Origin of the sequence: Rossellomorea aquimaris (assembly GCF_003315075.1) — a bacterium.
In the GTDB taxonomy this organism is placed as follows: domain Bacteria; phylum Bacillota; class Bacilli; order Bacillales; family Bacillaceae_B; genus Rossellomorea; species Rossellomorea aquimaris_C.
This window is the reverse complement of the sequence record NZ_QNRJ01000030.1, coordinates 1-23938: the sequence shown is the minus strand read 5'-3', so window position 1 is coordinate 23938 and position 23938 is coordinate 1. Positions and strand designations below refer to the sequence as shown.

Here is a 23938-nt window from a genome sequence, read left to right as displayed (position 1 = left end):
CGGCGATTTATCATTATTTAGTTATAAAAAAAGGGCATCTCGATCCATTTACATCATGTAAAGGACGAGATACCCGTGGTGCCACCTTTGTTGACTGCCTGAACAGTCCACTCAATCGTATCGAAGCGATTTGCTTTTAATACGCGTCTTTTGTAACGATAAGACATTCGCCAAAGCCTACTCCCTGAAGTTTCGGTTTGGAGGCTCGGAAGTCCATTCCCAAAGATCGTTCACACTGGTTCTCACCAACCACCAGCTCTCTTAAGTGTCGATCAGAGGTACTCCTCTTCGTCAAAGCCATTCGCTCATTTAATTAATTGTTTATTATACTAATAGCATTCCTTCACAATGTCAACTATTTATATTAAATAATATTCTGATTTGTATCATAAGGTTCACACAATGGAAATCATCATTGAATCACAAACGGGCTTATAGCCGATTTCCATATAAATCTTGTTGGAGGTGGGATTATCCAGGTCCGTATAGAGCGAACAAAAGGAGTGGTGCTTCAACAATAGACGACTCAGTTCTGCTACAACAGAAGATGCGTATCCTTTTTTCCTGTATTCTGAAGGGGTATATACAAAATTTACGGTAATGCCGTTTTCCGTTCTTCTTGCCCCCCGTGCCATGGAAACAGGCTTTCCGTCCACTTCCCAAAAGTACACATATGGTTCATTTTCAATCATATCTTTTGCCCTTTCAAGAGCCTCTTCACCCGACATGGGTAGCACTTCTATATCCTCGATAAATCCAAGGAGCCATCGGGCTAAAAGTCCCTCCTGGCCCTTCCGTACGGGAACCATTTTCCCATCACTCAACGGAATATCATTCACCTTATTCAATTGGTACACACGTTGCCTCATACGGATGTTGAAACTTTTCCCCATAACGTGACACCATGCATGAGTCAATTGAAGTGCGGTTTCTTTCTCAGCAACAAAACCGGGAATGGTGATATTGTTATTCTCGCAAAACGCTATGAGCTGTTCGGCTATTCCCTGGATTCCACCTTTCTCCACCTTAAGTGTACTGACAAGGTAATGAGGAGGGGTCATGATGAAGGATCCCACCACCGTCCCGACCTCATTTTCCATTAAAAGAAGAAGCGGATCTGTATATTTATCACTCGTTTTCATCGTGTTCAATAAACCTAAAGGCAGGTTATTCGCCGCTTCATCCTCCATTAAAAAGGAATGGACCTTATCGTGGAAGACTGTCGGATCTTTAAACTGTGTCAGCTTATACATATTATCACCCCATTCCCAAAATTCGACATTAGTAATGGAGGTTCCTCCTTTACTTCTGAAGTTTTCTGCCTGTAATGGAGTGATATACATGGTAAGCACTTACAGATACTCCGATGGTCCCTGCACCCGGAAAGACTGAGTCACCGCATATCCATACATTTTTCAAGGGAGTCCTGTGAGAAAGACTATTGAAGAGAGCATGATCATTAGATTGAGGAAATCCACCTACAATGCCCCCAGGACGGCCAGTAAATCGTTCCCAGGCTTTAGGTGCCCCAGGGTAAATATCTACAAGACAATCTCTTATAGTGGGAATGACTGACTCTATGGAATTGATCATTTTCTCCTTAAGATTCTCCTTGTAAGAATCGTACTTTTCTTTGGTTTCCCATTTTTCTAATTTAGTATGGGTTGATACCGTTAAGGTACGGAATCCTTCCGGGGCACGCTGACGGTCATTTGGATGGGATAGCGATAAAAAGAGATGATCCCCTTCTGACATATTTCCATTTGGGTTTGAACAAATTTGAGAGAACAAAGGATAGGACTCTGGAAGTGATTCTTCTTTCAGCAACATATAAAGGGACATGGTTCCCCAAATAGCTTCTTTATCATTTACTTTTAAATAGTTATCAAGATTTGTTTTATAGTGAGGGGGGAAAAGATTTTTTAAAGATTGCACCGGCAAGTTGCATATAACATGATTTGCACGATACTCATTGCCCCTATGATCAGAGATGATCCATTCTTGTTCATGATGATCACGATCGATGCTAACCACTTTTCTCCCTAACGTCGCTTTAACCCCTATAGACTCAGAAAATCCGACCAGGCTTTGGGCTATTTGGAATAATCCACCTTCCAGATAGAATGCACCTTCGTGATATATATCCATAGCCAGGCACCCCATCAATAATGCACACTGCTCGCTGGTCACCTGCATACTATCTATCAGTTGCCCATCAATAAAATGTTTAAATGAAGAGTGTTCGTGGATTCCGTGTTTTTCTAATAAGTCGAGCATTGTTTTTTGAAAGGCAGGGAGCAGCATCAGAGATCCGGGTTTTAAACTTAACGTAAGCTCCATCCAGTCTTTCATCGTTTTAGGTGGAAGTGTCGGCAACGCGACCATCAGCTTTCGTATTTCTGTAGCGATCCTGAACACTTCTTCATAGAAAGGGCTCAGCTTTTCTGATATTTCTGGATACGATTTCTTCAACTCATTCACATGTGTTTCCCTATCTCGGTAGAATATCAGGGTTTTGTCTGGAAGATGAATATCCATAACCTGATCAAGCATTAGAGAAGGAGGGGGGGCTATCCCTAAATAGTGAAAAATACGCTGATGTATTCCTCCTTTTTCAAACCCCATACCCAGAGTTGCACCAACAGGAAATAAGGCTTCCCCCCTTTGGAATTTACCCGCGCAGCCTCCCCACTCCCTTGAAGCCTCGAGAATCCGGACACTGTAACCTGCACGCCCAAGAAGTGCAGCTGCTGTCAACCCTCCAATTCCACCACCTATTACGACTACTGAATTCTTTATCATTGCGTCACCCTATTCATTGATTCTTACCATACAATGTACTCTTCTCACTTCATAAAAACAAAGATGGATGGGCTAAGCCCATCCATCTTGCCGATATTGTGCTTGAGTAAACAGGGAAACGAGCACATACATGAAAAAGGAAATGATAATTGGAAAAATGACCGTGTGCATATCCAGATAATTAGGTGCGAAACTGTGAAATAAAATGTACGCTACCAGTCCTGAAATCATTGAAGCAATGGCACCATGGGCATTTCCTTTTTTCCAGTATAGTCCTAGAACAATCGGCCAAATAAAAACAGCTTCAAGGCCTCCAAATGAAAATAAATTAAGCCAGATAATTAATTCAGGGGGACTGAGCGCCATAAGAAAAACGAGAATTCCCGTTATACTCGTCACCCAGAAGCTAATCTTTTTGATTTGCTTTTCCTTTGCATCCTTATTGATGAAATTCATATACACATCTTTCACAATAGCCGAGGATACAATCAATAATAATGAATCCACTGTCGACATGATCGCCGCCATCGGAGCAGCCAGGACAATCCCGGCAAGCCATGGCGGAAGAACTTCTAAAGCAAGAAGAGGCATGACTTTATCCGCCACTTCTATTCCCGGGACCACGACCCTTGCAAGCACACCAATTAAGTGCATACCGAGCATAATGGAACCGACGACAATGGTTCCAATTATGAGCGCTCTGTGTAAGGACCGGGAATTCTTATAGCTCATGGCTCTGACTGCCACCTGAGGCAATCCGACAACACCCACGCCCACTAAAATCCAGAAAGAAGAAATATAGCGGGCACTTAATTCTCCATCAGGACCATGAGGACTTAATAGGTTAGGATTTTCCGCTTTCAATCCCATCATGATGTTCTCCATGCCACCTCCGGCGATGATGGTGGCAATCAATAGAATAATGGTCCCACCAAGCATGACCACCCCTTGAATCGCATCCGTGACCGCAACCGCACGAAAACCTCCGATAATGACGTAAACGAGTACCGATACGGCAAACAGAAAAAGAGCACTCTCGTAGGATAAACCGGTCAATGATTCAATGAGCCGTGCTCCCCCTACCCATTGAGCAATCATGGCTGAAAATAAAAATAGGATGATACTGATGGCCGATAGAATGGTGATCTTATTGCTTCCATACCTACCTTGTAGATAATCGATCAATGTAACGGCCTTGTATTTCCGGGCCATAATCGCGAACTTCTTCCCGAGTATAAGGAGAACAAAGTAACCTGTTACAACCTGTGACATAGCTAAAAGAACCCACGATAAACCATATGTATATGCTGCGCCCGGCCCTCCGATGAAACTACTGGCACTTCCATAGGTCGCAATCATGGTCATCGCCAAAATAAATCCGCCAAGCTGACGGCTTCCCAAGAAGTATTCCTGGACGAAGGAATCTGCTCTACTCACATTTCTGGCCTTATAAATTCCCACAACAAAAATCAAGATTAAAAAAGCGAATAAGGGAATCAATGCCATACTATTCATGATCATCCTCCTCATCGTCAAACGGAATGTCAGTCAGCATGTACTTTACGACGATGATCACTAACAATACCATAAGAAAAAAGCCAACGATGCAGCTGTAAAAAAACCACTCCGGCATCCCGAGGATCCAATCATAATCTGAAACCGGTTGACCACCCAACCCGAATGCAAAACCATACCACCATAAGAAATTTATAAGGACAAGTGCTATTCCTATCAGTGCCTCGTGACCAGCAACCCTGAACCGTTTGTCTTCTTTATGATCCACTTACTCTTACCCCTCCTTAAAATACAACATCCTTTAACAATTTACGACAGGAAGAAATGAAATGCAATATAAAAAGACAGAGCCGCAGCATCTGCTGCGGCTCTGTCTTTTTATATTTAATAAAGGGGGTTTTTCATGAACCATTCTCTCTATTGAAAGAGGGGGAAACTCTTTTGTTCAAATGAGAATGATTTTCAATATCATTGTAATCCCTCTTTTATTAAATGTCAACACAAAACTTTTATTTACCGAAGGAAATATTTGGTGCCCCGAAATGTGAATTATGGTAAAATTCTAAATTGAGCTCATATTATAGAGATAGAGAATCGAGGGGGATATGTTTGAAAGAGAAATTCAAATCATTTGGAATACCTTTAGTGTTAATCGTTCTGTTTATAGGGGCACTATTTCTTCACCAGCTTTTACAAGTCAAACAACAACCACAGCCTGATTGGAGTAGATCCATCCCATTAGACTACACTTCTGAAGAACGCCCTGTTATCTTTAATGGAGATGAAGGACTCTTCCTGGCAAGTAACGGTGAAATTACAGGGTTTACTTTCGAGGAAGCATTGGATTCCACCAGAGAAACAACGGTAGACATCAGCGTTACCCGGGGCCATCCTTTTTGGACAGACGGTACGAAAGTCATTCAGTACAAGGATGACAAATTAATCTCTACAGAAAGTAATCAAGTAACGACGATTAGTGAGGAAGCAACAGGGATCAGCACGGCAAAGAATTCTGTGTATTTCTGGAATAAAGAGAACCTTTTTTCTCTTAACCCTGCTGATTTATCAGTAAAAGGGGTTTTCAGCTTTACTAATGAAATCCTGGACGTCTATATTGGAAATAGTGGCAGTTCCGTAATACAGGTTAGACAAGATGACGGTCATTCTCACCTTTATTACATGGATGATACATTACAAGTAGTGAAAGATCCATTTGCAATTGTCAACACAGCAACGAATCATCATATGAATGGATTAACCTTTACCACAGAAAACAATCAATTGACTCTTCTTTATAATGAGGAGATGCGAGCACAGGGAACATTGTCATATAAGATTTTCAAGCTGCAAACACCGATAGATGAAATAGGATCTTCTATTTTGAAACCCACAAAAATTGATTTTACGAACGAAATGTCAGGGGGCAAACTTCGAAGTCCAAGATCCGCACAACTTCTTTCCATTAATGGAGAAAAATCCATTCTCTTCACATCAGAAGGTCATCGGGTTGGGGATGATAATGCGATTAGTCTATATGTAGCACCTTTCAGTGACTCAAACCAATTAACAGCGGCTCCAGTCAGTACAACTAAACATTTTACGTATTCTCCACTCAAGCTTACTAATAAGAGCATTGCCTGGTTGGAATATGATGGAGATACGTATGAATTATTTGGGGCTTCACAGGATGCACAAGTTATCGCCAATAGCACAGAATGGTCGAAACGAAGTGTCAAAGAGGCTGTTAACAATTCCGTACTTATGATATTCAGCAGCTTAATCACGATTATGGTTTCATTTTATTGGGTATTGCCTTCTCTATTTCTTTTAATTCTGCTTTATATTTTTAAACCAAATATATTTGAGAAGGAAGAGATCAACTGGGTTGAATATGCCTCTATCATTATGTTTTTAGTCATGCCGATAACCTTCATCACTAAAGCGATGGGCGATTACTTCTACTTTTCCGCTCCGGAATACCTGATGTTTTCAGGAAGTGAGTATATAGTATTACTCGTTATCAGTGTCATTACTTCACTACTATGGAAGTTAGGGAGAGATCCTGACTGGGGTACTTTTGGTGGAGTATTTTATTTCATGGGTATTTACATTCTTCTTTATGCCACTTCTATTGGACCGTATATTTTTAATTTATTTTAATGATAATGGAACAAAGCGCTCAGAAGAATTTCTGAGCGCTTTGTTTCCATTTAATTCTCACTTTCTTTCCAATGTTTTCGTTTATGGAAGTATGCATAAATGACAATACAAAGCGTCAACCAGGCACCTCCTGCAGTGAACCCCCCAAGAATGTCACTTGGATAATGCACTCCTAAATACACTCTGCTCAGACCAATCAATAGGACCAGGAAGCTGATCGCAATGACACTCGCCCACTTATACCGTTTATGATCTAATGCTCGAAACAATATGAATGCAAGAGTCCCGTAGAAAATAAAGGAACTCATGGAATGACCACTGGGAAAGCTATACCCGCCTTGCTCGATCAGTGCTTCAATATCAGGTCTTTCACGTTTAAAAATCCATTTGAGCAGCCCGTTAAACCCTGCCCCTGATGTGATCGTAATCGCCACAAAAAGAGCCAGTGGATATTTTTTCAAAAACAGTAAGATGACAACCACACTGCAAGCAATGATGGTGATTCCTTTTATACCACCTAAGAAAGTGATGAAAGTCATAAAGGTCGTTAACTTCGGTGAGATAAATCCTCTTACTACCTCAAAGACACCATTGTCAAATTGTGCGATTTCATTTTCTTTCCACTCTTCGACAATCGTGACGAATCCCCATGTAAATGCAATCAAACAAATGACCGATAATGCAACAAATACTCCTTGTTTTATATGTTTCTCCTCCAAAACTTGTCCCTCTCTTTACTCACGGCTTATTGAGCTTTTTTCTTTGAAGTCGTCTTCTTTTTCGTTTGCTTCTTCGTCTTTTTCGGTTTGGATGAATCAATGGAAGCTTGAAGTGCTGCCATTAAATCTGTCACATTTTCTCTTGGTTCTTTTTCTTTCGTTGTGACTACCTTTTCCCCGGTTTGCTTCGATTCAATCAACTGACTCAAGCGTTCACGATACTGATCTTTATAGTTATCCGGTTGAAATTCAGTTGTGAGCTGATCGATCAACATCGTTGCTGTTTTCAGCTCTTTGTCCGTTATTTCATCTTCTTCTGGAACATTCGGTACATCCCCTGTACCCCTCACTTCATCAGGATAATGAATGGTTTCCATTACGAGTGTATTTTCATATACCCGAACGATGGAGAGTTGTTCTTTCGTTCTCATCGTGATTTTGGCGATACCTACTTTTCCTGATTCCTGAAGAGCTTTTCGCAATAATGAATATGCTTTTTTCCCTCCATCATTCGGTGAAACGAAATAACTTCGATCAAAGAATATCGGGTCGATTTCCTCCATTTTGATAAAGTCTACTATTTCCACGGCTTTATCCCCATTCGCTTCCTTCAATTCCTTCAATTCCTCTTCTTCAAGAACGACAAATTTCCCTTTCGTCACTTCATAGCCTTTAACGATGTCATCATGTCCGATTTCTTTTTCACAAGCTGGACATACTTTTTCATATTTAATCGGTGTATGACACTCTTTATGAAGTGAACGAAGCTTAATATCACGATCTTCTGTAGCAGAATGAAGTTTAATGGGGATGTTCACCAGTCCAAAACTAATTGAGCCTTTCCACATCGTATGCATATATCAATACCCTCCTTTACATAAACTAATCCCTTATCCTTATCATTTAGTTGTCCGATACTCTTCATTCCCTTAAACATCTGGAAATAAATAAACTCTCATTGGTCACACTAATACTAAAAATCAGGTGAATAGATATGAAACCGATGCTTCCTACCTTATATGATGAACTCCCTGAAAATGAGGAATGGCTTTATGAAGTGAAATATGATGGATTTCGCGGAATTCTCTACGTTGATTCTGAGAATCAGATAAGTCTTCAAAGTCGAAACGGTAAGGAATTGCTTCCACACTTTCCGGAAATTGAAAAAGAGATTAAAACATTACTCAATGAAAGAGATTTACCTACACCTTTCATTTTGGATGGAGAGATCGCCCTATTACGCTCTTCCTGCAGCAGTGAATTCTTTGAATTACAGATAAGAGGCAGAATGCGAAATAAGCAGAAAATCGATCATGCTGCAGCCGGAAGACCCGTTAAATTTCTGGCATTCGATTTACTCCAGTATGGGAAGAAATCATTTGCATCCGAACCTTACCTTACAAGAAAAGAAAAATTGAAAGAGTTTTTTACCTTTCTTCAATTGCCGTTAGAACCTACCCCCTCTCTCCCACCTTCCCTTCAAATGGTTCCCTATTTCAACAATCGGCAGGAAATATGGGAACTTGTAGAAAAAGAGGAAGGTGAGGGCGTTATCGCCAAGAGGAAGAATAGTAGGTGGGAAGCGGGAAAACGAAGTACGAGCTGGGTAAAAACTAAGAATTGGAAACACTGTCACTGTTTCATCACTGCGCTGGATGAAACGAACGATTACTATCACATTGGCGTTTTCGATAACGAAAAGATTATGCCGATAGGCTTATTTCACTTTGGTCTTTCTCCTGAAGAGAAAAAATCATTAAAAGCAATGATCAAAAAGAATAGTACGAAGAATGTGAATTCCCTTTATTACATAGACCCAGCTATAACCGTGGAAATTTCATATTTGAATTGGTATGAGGATCAACTGAGGGAACCACATTTTCATCGATTTCTATTTTCCATTACCCCGGAATCCTGCACCATGGAGCAATTCAAGCTGGACGAAGCCTCCCTTCCACGTGGGGTTGAAATTACTCATCCAGATAAGGAATTGTTTCAGAAAGTCTCAATGACTAAGCTTGATTACGTTCGGTATCTTCGGAAGATGTCCGTCGCTATTTTGCCTTTTCTGAAGGATAGGCCATTGACTTGTATTCGTTTTCCACACGGGCTATTTGGTGAATCCTTTTACCAGAAAAATACGCCTGATTACGCCCCTTCATTTATTGAAACGTACAAGGAGGACAATATCGACTATACGGTATGCAATAACTTGGAGACATTGATTTGGCTTGGAAATCAGCTTGCATTGGAATTTCACATTCCTTTCCAAAGAACGAAGGATGCATCTGTCAACGAAGTGGTCTTTGACTTAGACCCACCCAGCAGGGATCAATTCTCCCTGGCGGTTAAAGCGGCTTCCATTATGAAAGAACTATTCGACCGACTCAACCTCCATAGTTTTGTGAAAACGTCAGGAAATAAGGGACTGCAGGTGTATATTCCCATACCACCGGGATACACATGGAAGGACACCGGCTTGTTTACTGAATTCATTGCACATTACCTTGTGACCAATTATCCTGAGGATTTTACGATCGAGCGTTTAAAAAAGAACCGAAAAGGCAGGTTATACGTGGACTACATTCAGCATGGAGAAGGAAAAACCATCATTGCGCCTTATTCCCTAAGGGGAAATGAAGATGCTTTAATCGCCACTCCCCTCTGGTGGTATGAAGTAAATGAGGACCTCCATCCAGAACACTTTACAATAGATGTTGTTTTGCAAAGGTTCCGGCAGATGGGTTGTCCCTTTACTACATTCGATTGGGTAAAAGATCTCCAGCCATTTTGTGACGTGATTCAATTTTTGAAACAGCAATCCAATCACAAAAAAAAGAATGTCCCAAAAGCCTAGCTTTTTGGGACACTCTCACCTGACTTACACAAGCTCAGGCTTTTTATTCATTTAGGCACTCATAAATACTTTACTATCAACAATTGATTTGGCATGATTCTGAAGCAGTTCGTACGTTCCTTCTTCAGTAAAATCCTGTCTGGAAATCTCACGATAATCTTCAGGATGTGTGATAGACAATTCAAATTGGGCCTGGTAGAGATATGTTGCATTCCCGATCAACTCCATATTGTATTGCCCTTCACCTAATTGGTTCACCACAACACGTACTTTCCCACCATTATTATATACATCTATTTCCTTGCCAAACTCATTCTGATTGAGTAAGCATGTCACAAGGCTGGATGCAGACATAGCCGTTCCACAAGCATTTGTAAAGCCTACTCCTCTTTCGAAGGTACGAACATAAATCGCACCTTTTTCTAATGGATGAACAAAACTGACATTGACTCCGTCAGGAAAGAGATTATTGGGACCATTTACTGTTTCAGCAATCGTCTTCTGTTCATTCGAAAGAATATGTTCTGTGCTTACAACACTAATGAGATGAGGATTGGGGACCGCCAGTGCAGTGAACGATAATCGATCTGAAATTTCAGGGATTTTCTCGTCCACTACCTTTTCACGATCCATATTCATCGGCAATTTATCCAATTCAAATAATACAGGGGAAATTTCAACATTATATGTCGGTATATTTTCATATATAGCTTCTTGAGCTGAAACACGCAGATCCGCTTTCATCGTCTGTATCACTATCGTCGTTTTGTCAAGAAGTTCACACACATAGCGACCTACACAACGAAGACCATTCCCGCACATGGATGCTTCAGATCCATCTGCATTGAATACCCTCATTTGTGCATCGCAATGTTCACTTGACAGCACAAATAGAATTCCATCCGCTCCAATACCCGACTTTCGATCACATAGTGCAAGGGCAAGATTTTGCCTTGCTTCTTCAGTGAATTCGTACCCATTCGTCATTTCATCAATCAGTAGAAAGTCATTTCCAGAGCCATGACATTTAATTAGATTCAAGTTCATCGTGAATCCCTCCACGGTAATTTACTAGTAAACTATTCTTAATAGTCTTAGCTTGCCACAAACAAGCTCTTTTCGCAATCATCTCACCCTATATTATTAAAGATAATCCTCAAGGTGTGACTTGTAGAAAACTTAAAAGTTGAATTTCTTCGTCCATTTAGAGACAATGAGATGGGTGATGATCATGACAGATGAGTATATTTTTCGGTTTCAAGTTCAAGAGGTGGAAGAAGCGTGTGACGAATTCGCTTCCCGGGATGTGACTGTATTGACCCATATTCTGAATGACAAAAAAGACCTTTTACATGAAGGTCTCTTTCGTGTGCGTTTCAATCAAATCGGCATCTATCCTTTTCCTAAAGATGTAGCCTGCCAAATATCTTCTAAGCACCTACAGCGTTTACTTCTCATTGAATTGAAGAGATATATAAAGCCCCAACGAAAATATCTGACACCAGGGGAATATAAACCTGTTTGGTAACTAACGGATCTCTGCTATTTCATGATGTAAGAGGTCTCGGGTCCATTTACATGATGTTTGATAGCATTCTATCACATCTTTTTTGTTTAATTTCAGTTCGTCCATTTTGGTTTCGATTGCTGTCCAGTCAGCTTTTTCAAGCAAAACGACCAGCTCCAGAATGTCTTTGAACTCGTTTGAGGAGCCCGTTAGTGCATTGCAGATTTCATCATTCAATGGTAATTCATTCAGAATGACTTCAAATGGCATAGATAATATAGTTTCCATCAATGAAAACATACCCGTTAGGAAATAGCTCGACTTCACTGAACCTCGATTGTGCTTCTCTGCCAGCAACTCACACATTTTTGCCCTGGTTAAAGATAATGTAATAACTTCGTTTTCTAATTGCTTCCTCTTACCTACCTGTTCCCTGACAGCTAAAACATAGATCCATCGTTTAATTTCCAGAAGACCCAATAGAACAATAGCCTGTCGAATAGAATGAATTTTATGTTTAGGGCGGTAAGATGGTGAATTGATTAATTTTAATAGTTTATAGGACAAAGAAAGATCCTGTTCAATCAATCGACTAATCACATCAATGCTCGGTTCCGTCATTTCCAGGCTTTGAATAATCGAATAATAGGAATGAAAATATGTAGGTACGTCATGAGTAGAAATGATTTTTGGTTTACTAAAGAAATACCCTTGAAAGAAATCGTATCCGTTTCTCCTTGCTTCTTCATATTGTTCCTCTGTCTCCACTTTTTCTGCCAGAAGCTTGTACCCCAGTAAATTAGCGAAAACTTCAATCGTTCCCCGGTCAGTGTCCGTTGTATGGAGAAAATCAACCTTCACATAATCCGCAATTTTCATTAATTTTAAGTAGTTAGGATCTGAATCATTAAAGACAAAATCGTCTAAAGCGATTTTATAACCCAGTTCCTTTAACTCTAAGCAAACATTCAGGATTTCAGGACTAGGAACTACATTTTCCAAAATTTCCACGACAATTTCCTTCGGATTGAAGTAGGTAGGGACTCTATGCATTAAAAGATTTTCTGTGAAATTGATGAAGCATGGCTTGCCTGCGGACAAGCTTTCAAGACCAATATTCAAATAGCTATTAATAATGACATCGGCCGTGGCATGGTCTCCATCTATATTCGGAACCATATTCATTTCATTGTTTCGGTACAGAAGCTCATAAGCTACGGTTTCTCCATTCCGATCAAAAATCGGCTGTCTCGCTACAAACACTTCCACTACACTCACCCCTGATGATTTCCTGATATATGTATATAAATAGTTCAAAAGTTTCATTAATTACTATAATATTACCAATAAATATGTGGAAAGTCTACGAAATTTGGAAGTAGTTGTAAGGACCAAAAAAACTCAAGCAGACCTGTCATCAACTACGATTACAATCGTAATATTGAACAAATCCACTTGAGTTCTTTACCGCTTTAATGAATCGAATGAACAAAGAAGTTCATAAGGAACAATGCAGCAATGATATATAGAGGAATGGATACTTCTCTCGCTTTACCTGTAGCCAATTTTAAAATTGGATAAAGGATAAAGCCGATGGCAATTCCATCTGCAATACTGTACGTAAATGGAATCATCGCAATGATAAAAATGGCTGGAAATGCCTCTGTTAAATCACGAAGATCCATATGTCGTATATTTTGAATCATTAAGCCGCCAATGATAATGAGGATTGGGGCGATAGCATGATCTGGAATCCACTTTAAATACGGAATAAACAACACAGATCCCAAGAATAATACTCCAGTAGTCAAACTCGTTAGTCCCGTACGACCACCTGCTGTCATGGCTGCAGCACTTTCTACAGTAGAAACTGTCGGACTCGTTCCGAAGAATCCTGATGTAAAGGCAGAAAATGCATTCGCCTGGAAGGCTTTAGAGTATTTATGAGGTTGATCAATCATATCCGTATGTCCATGAACGAGACCGATGTTTTCAAATACCAGCACCATCGTAACAGAAAAAACCGCAATCCAAAACGGAATCTCCAATATGGCACTAAAGGATATTTGACCGAAAACCTGACTGTATTCACTTAATTGGAATGAACTGGACTGAATCGATGGTTCGATCCCAAAGATGAATCCCAGTATGGTTCCAAAAGCAATACTCCATAAAAATTGACCTTTCACATTTCGAACAAACAAAAAGATCGTCACCAGGAATGTCAGCACCGTGGCCAACACCTTTAATTCCCCAAAATCACCAATCATGATGATGGCACTCTCTCCTCTTTGGATGAGACCACCTTTTTCAAGACCGATAAACATTAAGAACATCCCTAATCCTACAGTGATGGCTTCTTTTAATGTTTTGGGAATGGCTTCCGATAATACTTTTGAAAGCTTTGTAAATGCAATGATCATAAAGAGTATTCCTGAAATCACTACGACAGCTAAAGCTTCCTGCCACGTTAAGCCGGATGATTTTACGAGAGTAAACGTAAACATCGCATTAATTCCCATACCTGGAACCAGAAGGATTGGTGCATTTGCCCAAAAGGCCATCACCAAACACCCAACGAAGGAGGCAAGAATGGTTGCCATAACCGCTCCTTCAAATGGAATTCCAGCTTCAGAAAGAATTAAAGCATTCACAGCGATAATGTACACAATCGTGAAATAACCGATTGCTCCAGCCATCATCTCCTGCTTCATCGTGGTACCGTGATTCTTTAACTGAAAAATACCTCCACGTGCTTTCATAATATAATCTTCCTATAAAACTGCCCTCTCCCTACCCGCTCCTCCCATAATAAGGGGAGCCACAAAATACTATTCTAGCAAAAGGCCTGACGTTTGCCAATATGTATTTTAGAGGGTGGGATCTGCGGGATTTTGGTTCACCATCAGGAATCCGACCGAAATGGAACATAATCCGGCGGCTTTTGCGAATAATCCAGCCGAAATCACCAGAAATCCAGCCGTTTTGGAGAATAATCCAGCCATTTCACAATTTTATCCACATATCCCTCGGATCCGTCCCTCGTAAAAAGCCAAGCTTCCCAAAATGGAGGCTTGGCTTGGTAGAAAAATCTTACTTATCAATCTCACGAATCAGATTAGCCATTTCAATGGCTGATACCGCTGCTTCCCATCCCTTGTTTCCTGCTTTGGTACCGGCTCTTTCGATTGCCTGCTCGATTGTATCCGTCGTTAAGACACCAAAGATGACGGGTACATCTTCCTGCAGGCTTAGATTGGCCACTCCTTTGGCCACCTCTCCACTTACGTATTCAAAATGAGCAGTTGCTCCGCGGATGACCGTTCCCAGAGTTATGACCGCATCATATTTCCCTGAACGGGCAAGTTTTTTGGCGATCATAGGAATTTCAAATGCACCTGGAACCCAAGTGACAGAAACATTTCCTTCTTCAACGCCGTGGCGCTTTAATGCATCTTCCGCCCCACCCAGAAGCTTTGATGTGATGAACTCGTTGAAACGTGATACGACTATTGCAACCTTTAATCCTGAACCTACTAAATGACCTTCATAAATTGTTTTCATTGTATATTCCTCCTAAAATTTAAGTATATGTCCAAGTTTTGCGTGCTTTGTTTTCAAATATTTCTCATTTTCGAATTTCGCCGGCATTTGGATCGGTACTCGACCTGCAATTTCTAATCCGTACCCGTTGATTCCGGCAATTTTTCTAGGATTATTGGTCAGTAAACGCATCTTTGTTATGCCTAAATCTCTCAGAATCTGTGCTCCGATTCCATATTCCCTTAAATCATCACCAAAGCCCAGTTTTTGATTAGCTTCAACGGTGTCATAGCCTTCTTCCTGGAGCTTATAGGCCTTCAATTTATTGATTAAACCAATCCCACGGCCTTCCTGTCTCATATAAAGCAGTACACCTTTTCCATGCTCTTCAATTTGAGTCAGTGCTGTGGCAAGCTGAGGTCCACAGTCACAGCGATTGGAACCGAATACATCTCCCGTCAAACATTCAGAGTGAACGCGAACGAGTACATCTTCATCCTCGGACCACTCTCCTTTCACAAGCGCGATATGCTCTTTACCTGTAAGGTTTTCTGTGTAAGCAACGGCCTTGAAGTTTCCAAATTCGGTAGGAAGTTCAATTTCCACTTCTCTCGTTACGAGCTTTTCTTTTTTCCTTCTGTACCTGATAAGGTCCTCAATGGAGATGATTTTCAGATTCCATTTATCAGCCAATTTCATCAACTCAGGTACCCTTGCCATCGTCCCGTCTTCATTCATGATTTCACAAATGACACCTGATGGCTTGGCACCTGACAGAACAGCCAAATCGATGGCCGCTTCTGTATGTCCTGCCCGTTTTAGTACCCCCCCTTTTTTGGCGACAAGGGGAAAAACGTGTCCGGGTCTTTTGAAGTCCTCGGGCAATGAGTGCGGGTTCAATAATTCTTGTATGGTGGTCGATCTCTCAAATGCACTAATCCCGGTTGTTGCGGATTTATGATCGACAGAAATCGTAAAGGCCGTTCCATGAGGATCGGTATTTGACATCGTCATGGGTGCAAGCTTTAGTTTTTGTGCAATTTCCTCTGTTATCGGGGCACAAATTAAGCCTCTTCCTTCTTTAGCCATAAAATTAATGACTTCTGGAGTCGCTTTATCGGCAAGGGCAATAAAGTCTCCCTCATTCTCCCGATTTTCATCATCGACTACGATGACGACTTTACCTGCCTGCAAATCTTCCAGAGCTTCTTCGATCTTATTAAACATGGGGCAACCCCTCCCTATTAGTCAGCAAAACCATTTTGACTTAAAAATTCATAGCTCATGCGGCTTGAAGTGCTCTTAGACTCTTCCTTTGCTTCATAGAAGCGATGAAAGTATTTCGCCATTACATCACATTCAATATTGACACGGTCCCCTACTTTCTTCTCGCCAAGAACCGTGTCCCCTCTCGTTTGCGGGATCAAGGAAATCGTAATGGTATTATTTTTCACATCAAACACAGTAAGAGAAGTGCCGTCTATTGCGACAGAGCCCTTCATGATAAATAAATGACTCTGATTTTCCGGTATGGAAATGTCCATATACCAGGCATTTTCAACTTTCTCTATTCTAACGATCGTCCCTATTCCATCGACGTGCCCATTAACGAAATGCCCGCCGAAACGACCGTTTGCAGCCATCGCCCTCTCCAGGTTCACTTTAGAACCATGGGATAGATTGCGCAGCGTTGTGCCTTCGAAGGTTTCAGGCATCACGTCCACTTGAAATTGCCTGGAGCTGAATGAAGTAACGGTTAAACAGACACCATTCACACTGATGCTATCTCCAATATGAACGTCTTCCAGAACGCGTCCCGCCGTTATCGTCAGTTCCATGGATGAGGAGGATTTTTTCATGCGTTCAATTGATCCTATTTCTTCAATGATTCCAGTAAACATCCCTTTCTCCTCCTTTCAATAAAGGTTAAATCTTAGGCATAGCAACAATTTTAATGTCGTTTCCTACTCGTCCAAGGCTCTTAATCTCCATTTCAAGACCTTCTGCAATGGTCGGGAAACCTTCCCCTCCAAAACTGGTGAAGGCAGAGCTTCCGCCTACAAGCTTTGGTGACATGTACATAATCAATTCCTGAAAGGCTTTTTCCTTTAAAAAGGAAGAATGAATAGTAGATCCACCTTCTACATAAAGGGATCCGATATTCCGGGCACCCAGTTCTTTTAATACTGTGTGAATGTCCATCCTTTCTTCTGAAAGGGTGATGATTTGGCAGCCTGATTCCATATAGGGCCGCTTCTGTTCTTCATTGACAGAACTGCCCGTGAAGATGAGCGTCCTCATGTCCGAGTCTCTCACTACATGGGAGTGGAGAGGTGTTCGTAAATAGGTATCTAATATGATTCGAATGGGGTTTTTTCCACCTTGGGGCAAACGGGTGGTAAGGTGTGGGTTATCCTGAATAACGGTATTGACTCCTACTAATATCGCGTCATGCCTGTGACGATCATAGTGGACATCTGTGCGTGAAGCTTCTGACGTAATCCATTTGCTATCTCCTGAAGCTGAAGCTGTTTTCCCGTCTAATGTAACAGCTGTCTTAAGGGTTACATAAGGCGTGCCGTATTGAATGAAATGGAAAAAGTGCTTATTTAGTTCGAGTGCTTCTTCTTCAAGCTCCCCGACCATTACTTCTATGCCTGCATCCCTCAACTGTTGGATTCCTCTTCCCGCGACAAGGGGATTTGGATCTGTGCCGGCAATATGAACTCGCCTCACTCCGCTTGAAATCAGCAGCTGTGAACAAGGAGGTGTTTTCCCGTAATGAGAACATGGTTCCAACGTAACATAGACGTCACTCCCCTTTGCTTTGTCTCCTGCCATCTTTATGGCATGAACCTCTGCATGACCTTCTCCTGCTTTGAGGTGCGCACCCATCCCAACGACTTCTCCATTTTTCACCACGACCGCTCCTACGGCAGGATTGGGCGATGTTTGACCTTGGGTGGTCTTTGCCATTGAGAGGGCAAGCTTCATATATGGTGAATCGTTCAAACGTTTTACCTCCCTTCACTCATTACTATTATTCTAAAATAAATAAACCCCAAGTAAGTTTTTACTTGGGGGAAGTTGGCATGACTGAATAAAGTATTCACATGATTTCTTTTTTGGGAAAAAAATCCCCCTAAAAAAGATAGACTACTCGCGTCTAGATCAAGTAAATACTGCCGTTCCTTCTCCCATCCAGACTTTCACTGTCGGCTTTGGAATTTCACCAAATCCACCGTCTAATTTACATTAGCCGGGTCACGGACTAAGAGCATGTGCTCATCACCGCCGGTAGGGAATTTCACCCTGCCCCGAAGGAAACCTATTCGATTATCATTATTCTATCATAGTTTCATCAATGAAATCATGTAAGGAGCTCTAAAATTTTATTTTTGTACTAATTTTTTGAATACTATATCGCAAACACCTCTCTGATCCCGACTGCAACCATAAATCAGATGTACAGGATGAGTGACAAGGTTAAAAAAAATGCCTCTACTTAATAGAAGCATCCTTCACATACTATGCTAATTGCTTTCTGCATTCTTCCGCACATTCAAAACAGGCTTTAGCGCAGTCTTTACAATGCTGTTGATCATGAGAATTACATTCTGTTCCACACGCATCACAGATTTCTGCGCAAAGGACCAGAATTTGTTGAACAAATTTACTGCTTCGCTGCATGGCATGAATGGCATAGGAACAAATATCCGCACATTCCCGGTCCAGTTCAATGCACGTCATCATCGCTTTTTCTTCCTTAAGGGATGCATGATAGCATACATTACATGCTTCAAGACATCGTTGCAAAGCCGTCAAACATGGTTTGTAATCAGCATTCATCATCTCACCTCCACAAATGTTCCTTTTTAGCGTACCCAAATGAATAAAAAGGATTACTATGCGGTAAGAAAATAATCACTGTCTACATACCACAGGAAAATAAGAAGCCAATCCAGTTCCTCGCTATATGTTTCATAAAAAGAAACATAACTATGGTGATAGTCAAAGAGCTTTTGAACACTTTGAGGAAGATATCCCTTTTGTAAGGATAAATAATTTTTTTTATTATAATTCAAGATCCATCGTTTGTTTCCTTTATAGATGATAATCGTGTCACCCTCGTCACTTCGCCATTCAATAGCAGTAGAGCTCTGGTATTTCAAGTGAAAAACCTTACCCGCTCCCCCCTTATCGATTTTCATGGATCTGCTCCATTTTAAGAATGGCAGCGGGTGCTTATGTTTTCGGTGAAGCATATAGTGTTTTGGGTTATTGATCAAGGACGTTCTTTGAATGAAGTATTCTGACCATCCATTCGTCTTTAAGTAATAGGAACCTTCTTTCGTATGAACTCCGACTAATGAATGGCGGGATACAGGTATTGTTTCATAAAATAATCGGGTCGCTTTCTTTAGCTCCTTCTTCATACTAAAACTGAGATAAAGATTTGAACACGCAGGTATAAAGATTAACAGGGGAAAATAATATAACTGTCTGGTCACAATCAGCATTCCTACACCTATGAGAAAATACATGATACTTCGATAAAGCAACGTATATTGTTCATTTTTGTAGATTTGGTAGAGGTTCATGAAATGCTCGTCCTTTCAAGGAATCTCTATCATATGTATGTATAAATCCCTTAAATAGACCATTCAAATAGAAAAAACCAACGCTTGCAGAACCCTCTTAAAAGAGAAGAGAAGACTTTCTGTCATAGGTTGGCTTATATGTTATGAGTGCACTGGAGTGGCTGAGCGATTCCATTCCATTATTTTTTTATCTTTAGCCTCTGCATCATGATAGCCTTGCCAGTACAATTCGTCCAGCTTTTGTGGATTTTTTTCAATACGGCTTACTTTTAATGGATGTTGAGGTTGAATGATCAGGACGTCTCCATTCTTTTCTCTCGTTTCTAATTCCTTGATTGTTTGATTGTAACGCAAGTACCGGTTAAACATCGTCTTATGTAATTCAGGATACCCAGGATACTTTCTTTTCACAAGGAAAGAAAATCGTGAAGGCTTTTTATAATAGCCCTTGTTTCTAGTTAGAATGACTACATTTTTCTTAAACCCGTCCTGCTCAGCTTTTCCGATGGGAACAGGGTCACTTATTCCTCCATCGAGAAGATGACGGGATTCAAATTCAACGATCGGAGCGACGAATGGCAGGGAACTTGACGCACGGATAATCGTAAGAAGATCCTCCCCATATTCTCTTCTTGAGAAATACGCCGGTTTTCCTGTATGACAATCTGTGGTTCCGACAATAAATTCGGTTGAATTAGAGTAAAAAGCTTCATAATCGAAAGGGACCAGCTTATTTGGAATTTCATCAAACACATAATCCATTCCAAATAACTCTCCTGTTTTCCAGTAGTTTCGCCAAGATAAATATTTCGGATCACGGATAAAGTCTACATTCACCTTTTTATTGCGTCCATTTTGCTTGGATAAATAGGATGCTGCATTACATGCACCCGCAGATACTCCGACAACATAAGGAAATTCAATGCCTCTTTCAAGGAAGTATTCCAATGCTCCCGCCGTGTATATCCCTCTCATTCCTCCACCTTCGAGAACGAGTCCTGTATTTTCAATCATCATCTTCTTGTCTACCTCCCTAATGATGCAAGAATATTCGTCACCCGTATCGAATAAACGACTTTATTTTCCCACAAAATAGTAAGAATGTGTACTAACTTGCTCACTGATCAAGCCCCTGATTGATTCATTCTTGATGTTTGTGACTCTCGCTCATTCATCATTCTCCACAGGGATTAGCTTAGCGTTACACTTCTTTTCATAGAATTCGATGGGTCCGGCTTCTTTTAATACAGCGTACATATACCCTTTTTCTTGCATGCACTGTAATGCATGATAAAGGAGTCCTTTTCCCACTCCTTTATGACGAGTGACTGGGAGCACCCCCATCGGCCCGTAAATCCCTTTTTTATTTTTATACACATCAAAGGCTGCAAATCCAATTAATTCACCTTTTTCTTCCGCTTTGATAATCGGGATAAATTCCTCGGATGATTGAAAGGCCTGTAACAACGTTTTTGACCATGATCCTCCAAAATGCTCCTCAACCCATACCAATAGTTCCTTTTCATCTTCAGCCTGAACAGGTCTGATTTGGAATTCAGGGTTCACTTCATATCTCCAATCTTTGTTCAATAAATAAACCGTCAAATCCCGCGCTGTAGTAACAGACCGGATAATCCTTTCATGAGGTATAGCATCAAGCTCTTTTTGGACCTGAGGATGTTCTGGTAGATGGGCGTAAAACGCTTTAATAATATGACCTTCGTTTAAAAACGTTTGATTGTATCTTTTCATGACTTCAATCGATGTGTTCCATACCTTTCTTGCGTGGGTTGATAATGGAATGGAAAAGCGATCCATTCGTTCTGTATCTGAAGGCTCCGAAGGAATGATTTTCAATATGTTTTCTATCTGTTCCATATAGGGTTCCAAAAGGTGATACATCTCCCTTAGAGTACCTTCTTTTACGTGAGCGGCTCCTAAATATAGATCCATACTTTGAATGCTTGTATGATGATTCCTTTCGGCAATCATATGGGCGTTTTGAATCAATTTGTTTACCTTATGGGTGTATTGAAGTTCTATCATGCAGCCTCCTCCCTTCTATTACCATTATTCGACATAAAATAAGGTAATCCTTTTACTTTAATTGAGGTCCGTCCCTCTAAAAATAGAGATGACTTGGTCAGATTAAATCTTTTTTCTTATAGAGTGGTGGTGATATGAGCAGGATGGCCAGGCAAAGGATGGTAGTAAGGATGATGGTCCCTGTCAGGTGATCCGGCCACGTGTTGTGAAGGATGACTTCATTCACATAGTTGGTTAGCTGACTTGGGGACCACTTTAAGGTTCTGGTCATGAACCCTGACACAAAGGTTAATAATATGGCGATCCCGATCGTAAAGAATGCTGCCAGGCCAGACGTTTTTACTAAACTACTAAAGAAAAGGACCATTGTTAAGATAAAGGTAAGCCACAAGCCATAGACGAAGAATCCCTGCACGAATGAGGTAAAATCAATTCCGCTAAATAATACATGAATATAATACCAACCCGAGAGCATCCCAAGGCCATAGGAGACCCACACCAGAACAAATGCAGCCATCCATTTGGAATAAATATAAGATGCGTATGAGACGGGCTTCACCAGTACCATTACAGCATTTCCGCTCTTTCTCTCTCCCGCAATCATTCCCATGAATCCTAATACGATGATGAGGACGCCAAAGGTATTAAACTGACTGATGGTCGACAATAATACTTCTTCAGATGAGGGCGTTGGAATGCTGATGACCGTTCCTTCCGGCAGATCTCCTACTGATTGTAGAATGTCTGGTAAATAAAAGGCCGTCAATGGTTCCGTTAACCCAAATAAAATGAATACGATGGGCATCCAAATCAATTTATAATTCCGTGTTAGTTCCAGCATTTCTTTTCTGAATAGAATCCAGCATGTTTTCATACTTTGATCACCTCCATGAATAGTTCTTCAAGGCTCTGTTCACTTGTTTCCAATCTTGTTACTCCCCAATGATTTTCTGAGATCATTGAAAAGATTCTCGCTCTGTCCCTCTCCAGTTCACTTACTTCGAAAGAGAGACGATTTCCTTCTGCTACAAGATGATGAACCCAATCTTTTTGCAGCAGATACGGCTTATACTTTTCGCTATCTTCGTTAAAGTACAGGTTCAATCTCGGTGTCTGGTGCCTTTCCTTTACTTCTAAAAGAGGCCCTTCTTCAATCAGGACTCCACCGTGCAAGAACAACACGTCCTCACAAACCTGTTCTGCATCATTTAAAATATGTGTAGAAAAAAGGATCGTCGTTTCCTTCTTTAACTTTTTTAACAGCTCCAGGACTTCTCTCCTCCCGAAAGGATCTAAGGCAGATACAGGTTCATCAAGGATTAAAAGCTTCGGCTTATGAATAAGAGCTTGAGCTATCCCTAAACGCTGCTTCATTCCACCCGAATATTGACCAATTCTTCGATTCTTTCCTTCCAGCAAACCGACTAACTCTAAAAGCTCTTCACATCGATATTGGGATGTTTTCCTGGTTAATCCTGAGATTTCACCGGAAAAAGTGAGAAATTCTTTTCCTGACATCCATTCAAAAAAGGAAGGATATTGGGGCAGGTAGCCTATCAATTGCCGTATATCTTTAGAGAAACCGTTTGTTGAAATGGATCCATTAGTAGGTGTAATCAACCCTGCCAGCATATTTAAGGTAGTGGTTTTCCCTGCACCATTAGGACCCAGCAGAGCTGTACAACGACCTTGTTTTAATTGAAAGGAAAGGTTATTTACGGCAAGCTTTTCCCTATACTTCTTTTCTAAAGAAGATACTTCTAATACGTTCATCCATCATGTCTCCTTCCAAAAATGAAATACACAACCGGCCCAATGATATTGATAAACAGTATAATGAGAACCCATAGCCATTTAGGCCCATTCGTTGCTTTAATCCGGATCAAATCAATCACTGCAACCACCATAAGTATGAACTGAATAAGGATGACAGGAGCAACAAGCCCCCAATTTATTGCCTGAAATGCTTCTTGTAATTCATTCATCTCGATTCCTCCTTTTTGTTTTTCAAATATAAGACGGAGGGAAATGAAAATCGTTCATTATTCTTTTAAATATAAGCTCTTTCCTAAAGTTTGTGGCTATTGTAGAGAAGAAAGTAATAGTTGATTTCCGCTACAGGATGCTCGCTTTCCGCGGGGCTGGCGGTGAGCCTCCTCGGCTGCGCCTCCGGGGTCTCACCTGTCCA

At 40.9% G+C, this 23938-nt stretch carries 24 protein-coding genes, 1 riboswitch and 2 other annotated features (1 of these 27 cut by a window edge); of the genes, 3 read left to right on the top strand and 21 right to left on the bottom strand.

The window, feature by feature from the left end; translation table 11 throughout:
- Positions 1–12, bottom strand: a binding site (T-box leader) (it extends 238 nt beyond the left edge of the window).
- A 45-nt stretch (positions 13–57) separates the two neighbouring features.
- Positions 58–304, bottom strand: a binding site (T-box leader).
- Between the two features lie 91 nt (positions 305–395).
- The 4 genes from DET59_RS20225 to DET59_RS20210 all read right to left on the bottom strand — a co-directional run bounded on the left by DET59_RS20225 (position 396) and on the right by DET59_RS20210 (position 4585).
- Entirely contained in the window at positions 396–1253 is an 858-nt protein-coding gene (locus DET59_RS20225) for a GNAT family N-acetyltransferase (RefSeq protein WP_181778258.1), read from the bottom strand.
- Between the two features lie 49 nt (positions 1254–1302).
- Positions 1303–2802, bottom strand: coding sequence for an FAD-dependent oxidoreductase (locus tag DET59_RS20220; protein ID WP_258549754.1), 1500 nt, complete (start codon positions 2800–2802; stop codon positions 1303–1305).
- Positions 2803–2874: 72 nt separating this feature from the next.
- A complete protein-coding gene (gene panF / locus DET59_RS20215; protein WP_113971403.1) occupies positions 2875–4317 on the bottom strand; it encodes a sodium/pantothenate symporter in 1443 nt (480 codons plus the stop codon).
- Entirely contained in the window at positions 4310–4585 is a 276-nt protein-coding gene (locus DET59_RS20210) for a YhdT family protein (RefSeq protein WP_113971402.1), read from the bottom strand. Before DET59_RS20210 ends, panF begins: the two co-directional genes overlap by 8 nt.
- A gap of 341 nt (positions 4586–4926) precedes the next feature.
- Between DET59_RS20210 and DET59_RS20205 the strand changes: the two genes are divergently transcribed.
- Positions 4927–6477, top strand: a complete 1551-nt coding sequence (locus tag DET59_RS20205) for a hypothetical protein (RefSeq protein ID WP_113971401.1) — start codon at positions 4927–4929, stop codon at positions 6475–6477.
- Positions 6478–6527: 50 nt separating this feature from the next.
- On the opposite strand, the gene DET59_RS20200 is transcribed toward DET59_RS20205, so the two are convergent.
- Positions 6528–7196 carry a phosphatase PAP2 family protein gene (locus DET59_RS20200; protein ID WP_113971400.1) on the bottom strand — a complete coding sequence of 223 codons (669 nt, stop codon included), beginning with the start codon at positions 7194–7196 and terminating at the stop codon, positions 6528–6530.
- Positions 7197–7222: 26 nt separating this feature from the next.
- Positions 7223–8053, bottom strand: coding sequence for a non-homologous end joining protein Ku (gene ku / locus DET59_RS20195; RefSeq protein ID WP_113971399.1), 831 nt, complete (start codon positions 8051–8053; stop codon positions 7223–7225).
- 137 nt (positions 8054–8190) lie between these two features.
- Between ku and DET59_RS20190 the strand changes: the two genes are divergently transcribed.
- A complete protein-coding gene (locus DET59_RS20190) occupies positions 8191–10053 on the top strand; it encodes a DNA ligase D (protein WP_113971398.1) in 1863 nt (620 codons plus the stop codon).
- Between the two features lie 51 nt (positions 10054–10104).
- Here DET59_RS20190 and dapF read toward each other — a convergent pair whose 3' ends face one another.
- Positions 10105–11100 carry a diaminopimelate epimerase gene (gene dapF, locus DET59_RS20185; RefSeq protein ID WP_113971397.1) on the bottom strand — a complete coding sequence of 332 codons (996 nt, stop codon included), beginning with the start codon at positions 11098–11100 and terminating at the stop codon, positions 10105–10107.
- Positions 11101–11284: 184 nt separating this feature from the next.
- Here dapF and DET59_RS20180 point away from each other — a divergent pair, with 184 nt between their 5' ends.
- Positions 11285–11581: a hypothetical protein gene (locus tag DET59_RS20180; RefSeq protein WP_142675616.1), complete on the top strand. Its 297-nt coding sequence runs from the start codon at positions 11285–11287 to the stop codon at positions 11579–11581.
- Here DET59_RS20180 and DET59_RS20175 read toward each other — a convergent pair whose 3' ends face one another.
- The 14 genes from DET59_RS20175 to DET59_RS20115 all read right to left on the bottom strand — a co-directional run bounded on the left by DET59_RS20175 (position 11582) and on the right by DET59_RS20115 (position 23735).
- The gene (locus DET59_RS20175; protein ID WP_113971395.1) at positions 11582–12829 is read right to left on the bottom strand and encodes an EAL and HDOD domain-containing protein; all 1248 of its coding nucleotides are present in this window, start codon (positions 12827–12829) and stop codon (positions 11582–11584) included.
- Positions 12830–13032: 203 nt separating this feature from the next.
- Complete coding sequence (locus tag DET59_RS20170; RefSeq protein ID WP_113971394.1) at positions 13033–14322, bottom strand: NCS2 family permease; 1290 nt, start codon at positions 14320–14322, stop codon at positions 13033–13035.
- A 108-nt stretch (positions 14323–14430) separates the two neighbouring features.
- Positions 14431–14565 carry a hypothetical protein gene (locus tag DET59_RS22220; protein ID WP_258549753.1) on the bottom strand — a complete coding sequence of 45 codons (135 nt, stop codon included), beginning with the start codon at positions 14563–14565 and terminating at the stop codon, positions 14431–14433.
- 88 nt (positions 14566–14653) lie between these two features.
- A complete protein-coding gene (gene ribH / locus DET59_RS20165; protein WP_113971393.1) occupies positions 14654–15124 on the bottom strand; it encodes a 6,7-dimethyl-8-ribityllumazine synthase in 471 nt (156 codons plus the stop codon).
- A gap of 12 nt (positions 15125–15136) precedes the next feature.
- On the bottom strand, positions 15137–16330 hold the full coding sequence (locus tag DET59_RS20160) for a bifunctional 3,4-dihydroxy-2-butanone-4-phosphate synthase/GTP cyclohydrolase II (protein WP_113971392.1): 1194 nt from the start codon (positions 16328–16330) through the stop codon (positions 15137–15139).
- A gap of 17 nt (positions 16331–16347) precedes the next feature.
- Positions 16348–17004, bottom strand: a complete 657-nt coding sequence (gene ribE / locus DET59_RS20155) for a riboflavin synthase (RefSeq protein ID WP_113971391.1) — start codon at positions 17002–17004, stop codon at positions 16348–16350.
- Between the two features lie 25 nt (positions 17005–17029).
- The gene (ribD, locus tag DET59_RS20150; RefSeq protein ID WP_181778257.1) at positions 17030–18115 is read right to left on the bottom strand and encodes a bifunctional diaminohydroxyphosphoribosylaminopyrimidine deaminase/5-amino-6-(5-phosphoribosylamino)uracil reductase RibD; all 1086 of its coding nucleotides are present in this window, start codon (positions 18113–18115) and stop codon (positions 17030–17032) included.
- A gap of 173 nt (positions 18116–18288) precedes the next feature.
- Positions 18289–18432, bottom strand: a riboswitch (FMN riboswitch).
- A gap of 199 nt (positions 18433–18631) precedes the next feature.
- The gene (locus tag DET59_RS20145) at positions 18632–18952 is read right to left on the bottom strand and encodes a four-helix bundle copper-binding protein (protein WP_181778256.1); all 321 of its coding nucleotides are present in this window, start codon (positions 18950–18952) and stop codon (positions 18632–18634) included.
- A gap of 56 nt (positions 18953–19008) precedes the next feature.
- Positions 19009–19704 (bottom strand): hypothetical protein, encoded by a 696-nt coding sequence (locus DET59_RS20140; RefSeq protein ID WP_113971389.1) that lies wholly within the window; start codon positions 19702–19704, stop codon positions 19009–19011.
- A gap of 141 nt (positions 19705–19845) precedes the next feature.
- Positions 19846–20718: a patatin-like phospholipase family protein gene (locus DET59_RS20135; protein ID WP_113971418.1), complete on the bottom strand. Its 873-nt coding sequence runs from the start codon at positions 20716–20718 to the stop codon at positions 19846–19848.
- 153 nt (positions 20719–20871) lie between these two features.
- The gene (locus DET59_RS20130) at positions 20872–21750 is read right to left on the bottom strand and encodes a GNAT family N-acetyltransferase (protein ID WP_113971388.1); all 879 of its coding nucleotides are present in this window, start codon (positions 21748–21750) and stop codon (positions 20872–20874) included.
- Positions 21751–21847: 97 nt separating this feature from the next.
- Entirely contained in the window at positions 21848–22624 is a 777-nt protein-coding gene (locus DET59_RS20125) for an ABC transporter permease (protein WP_113971387.1), read from the bottom strand.
- Positions 22621–23523 carry an ABC transporter ATP-binding protein gene (locus DET59_RS20120; protein WP_113971386.1) on the bottom strand — a complete coding sequence of 301 codons (903 nt, stop codon included), beginning with the start codon at positions 23521–23523 and terminating at the stop codon, positions 22621–22623. The genes DET59_RS20125 and DET59_RS20120 overlap by 4 nt, the downstream gene beginning before the upstream one ends.
- Positions 23520–23735, bottom strand: coding sequence for a PLD nuclease N-terminal domain-containing protein (locus DET59_RS20115; protein WP_113971385.1), 216 nt, complete (start codon positions 23733–23735; stop codon positions 23520–23522). The genes DET59_RS20120 and DET59_RS20115 overlap by 4 nt, the downstream gene beginning before the upstream one ends.
- Positions 23736–23938: the final 203 nt, after the last annotated feature.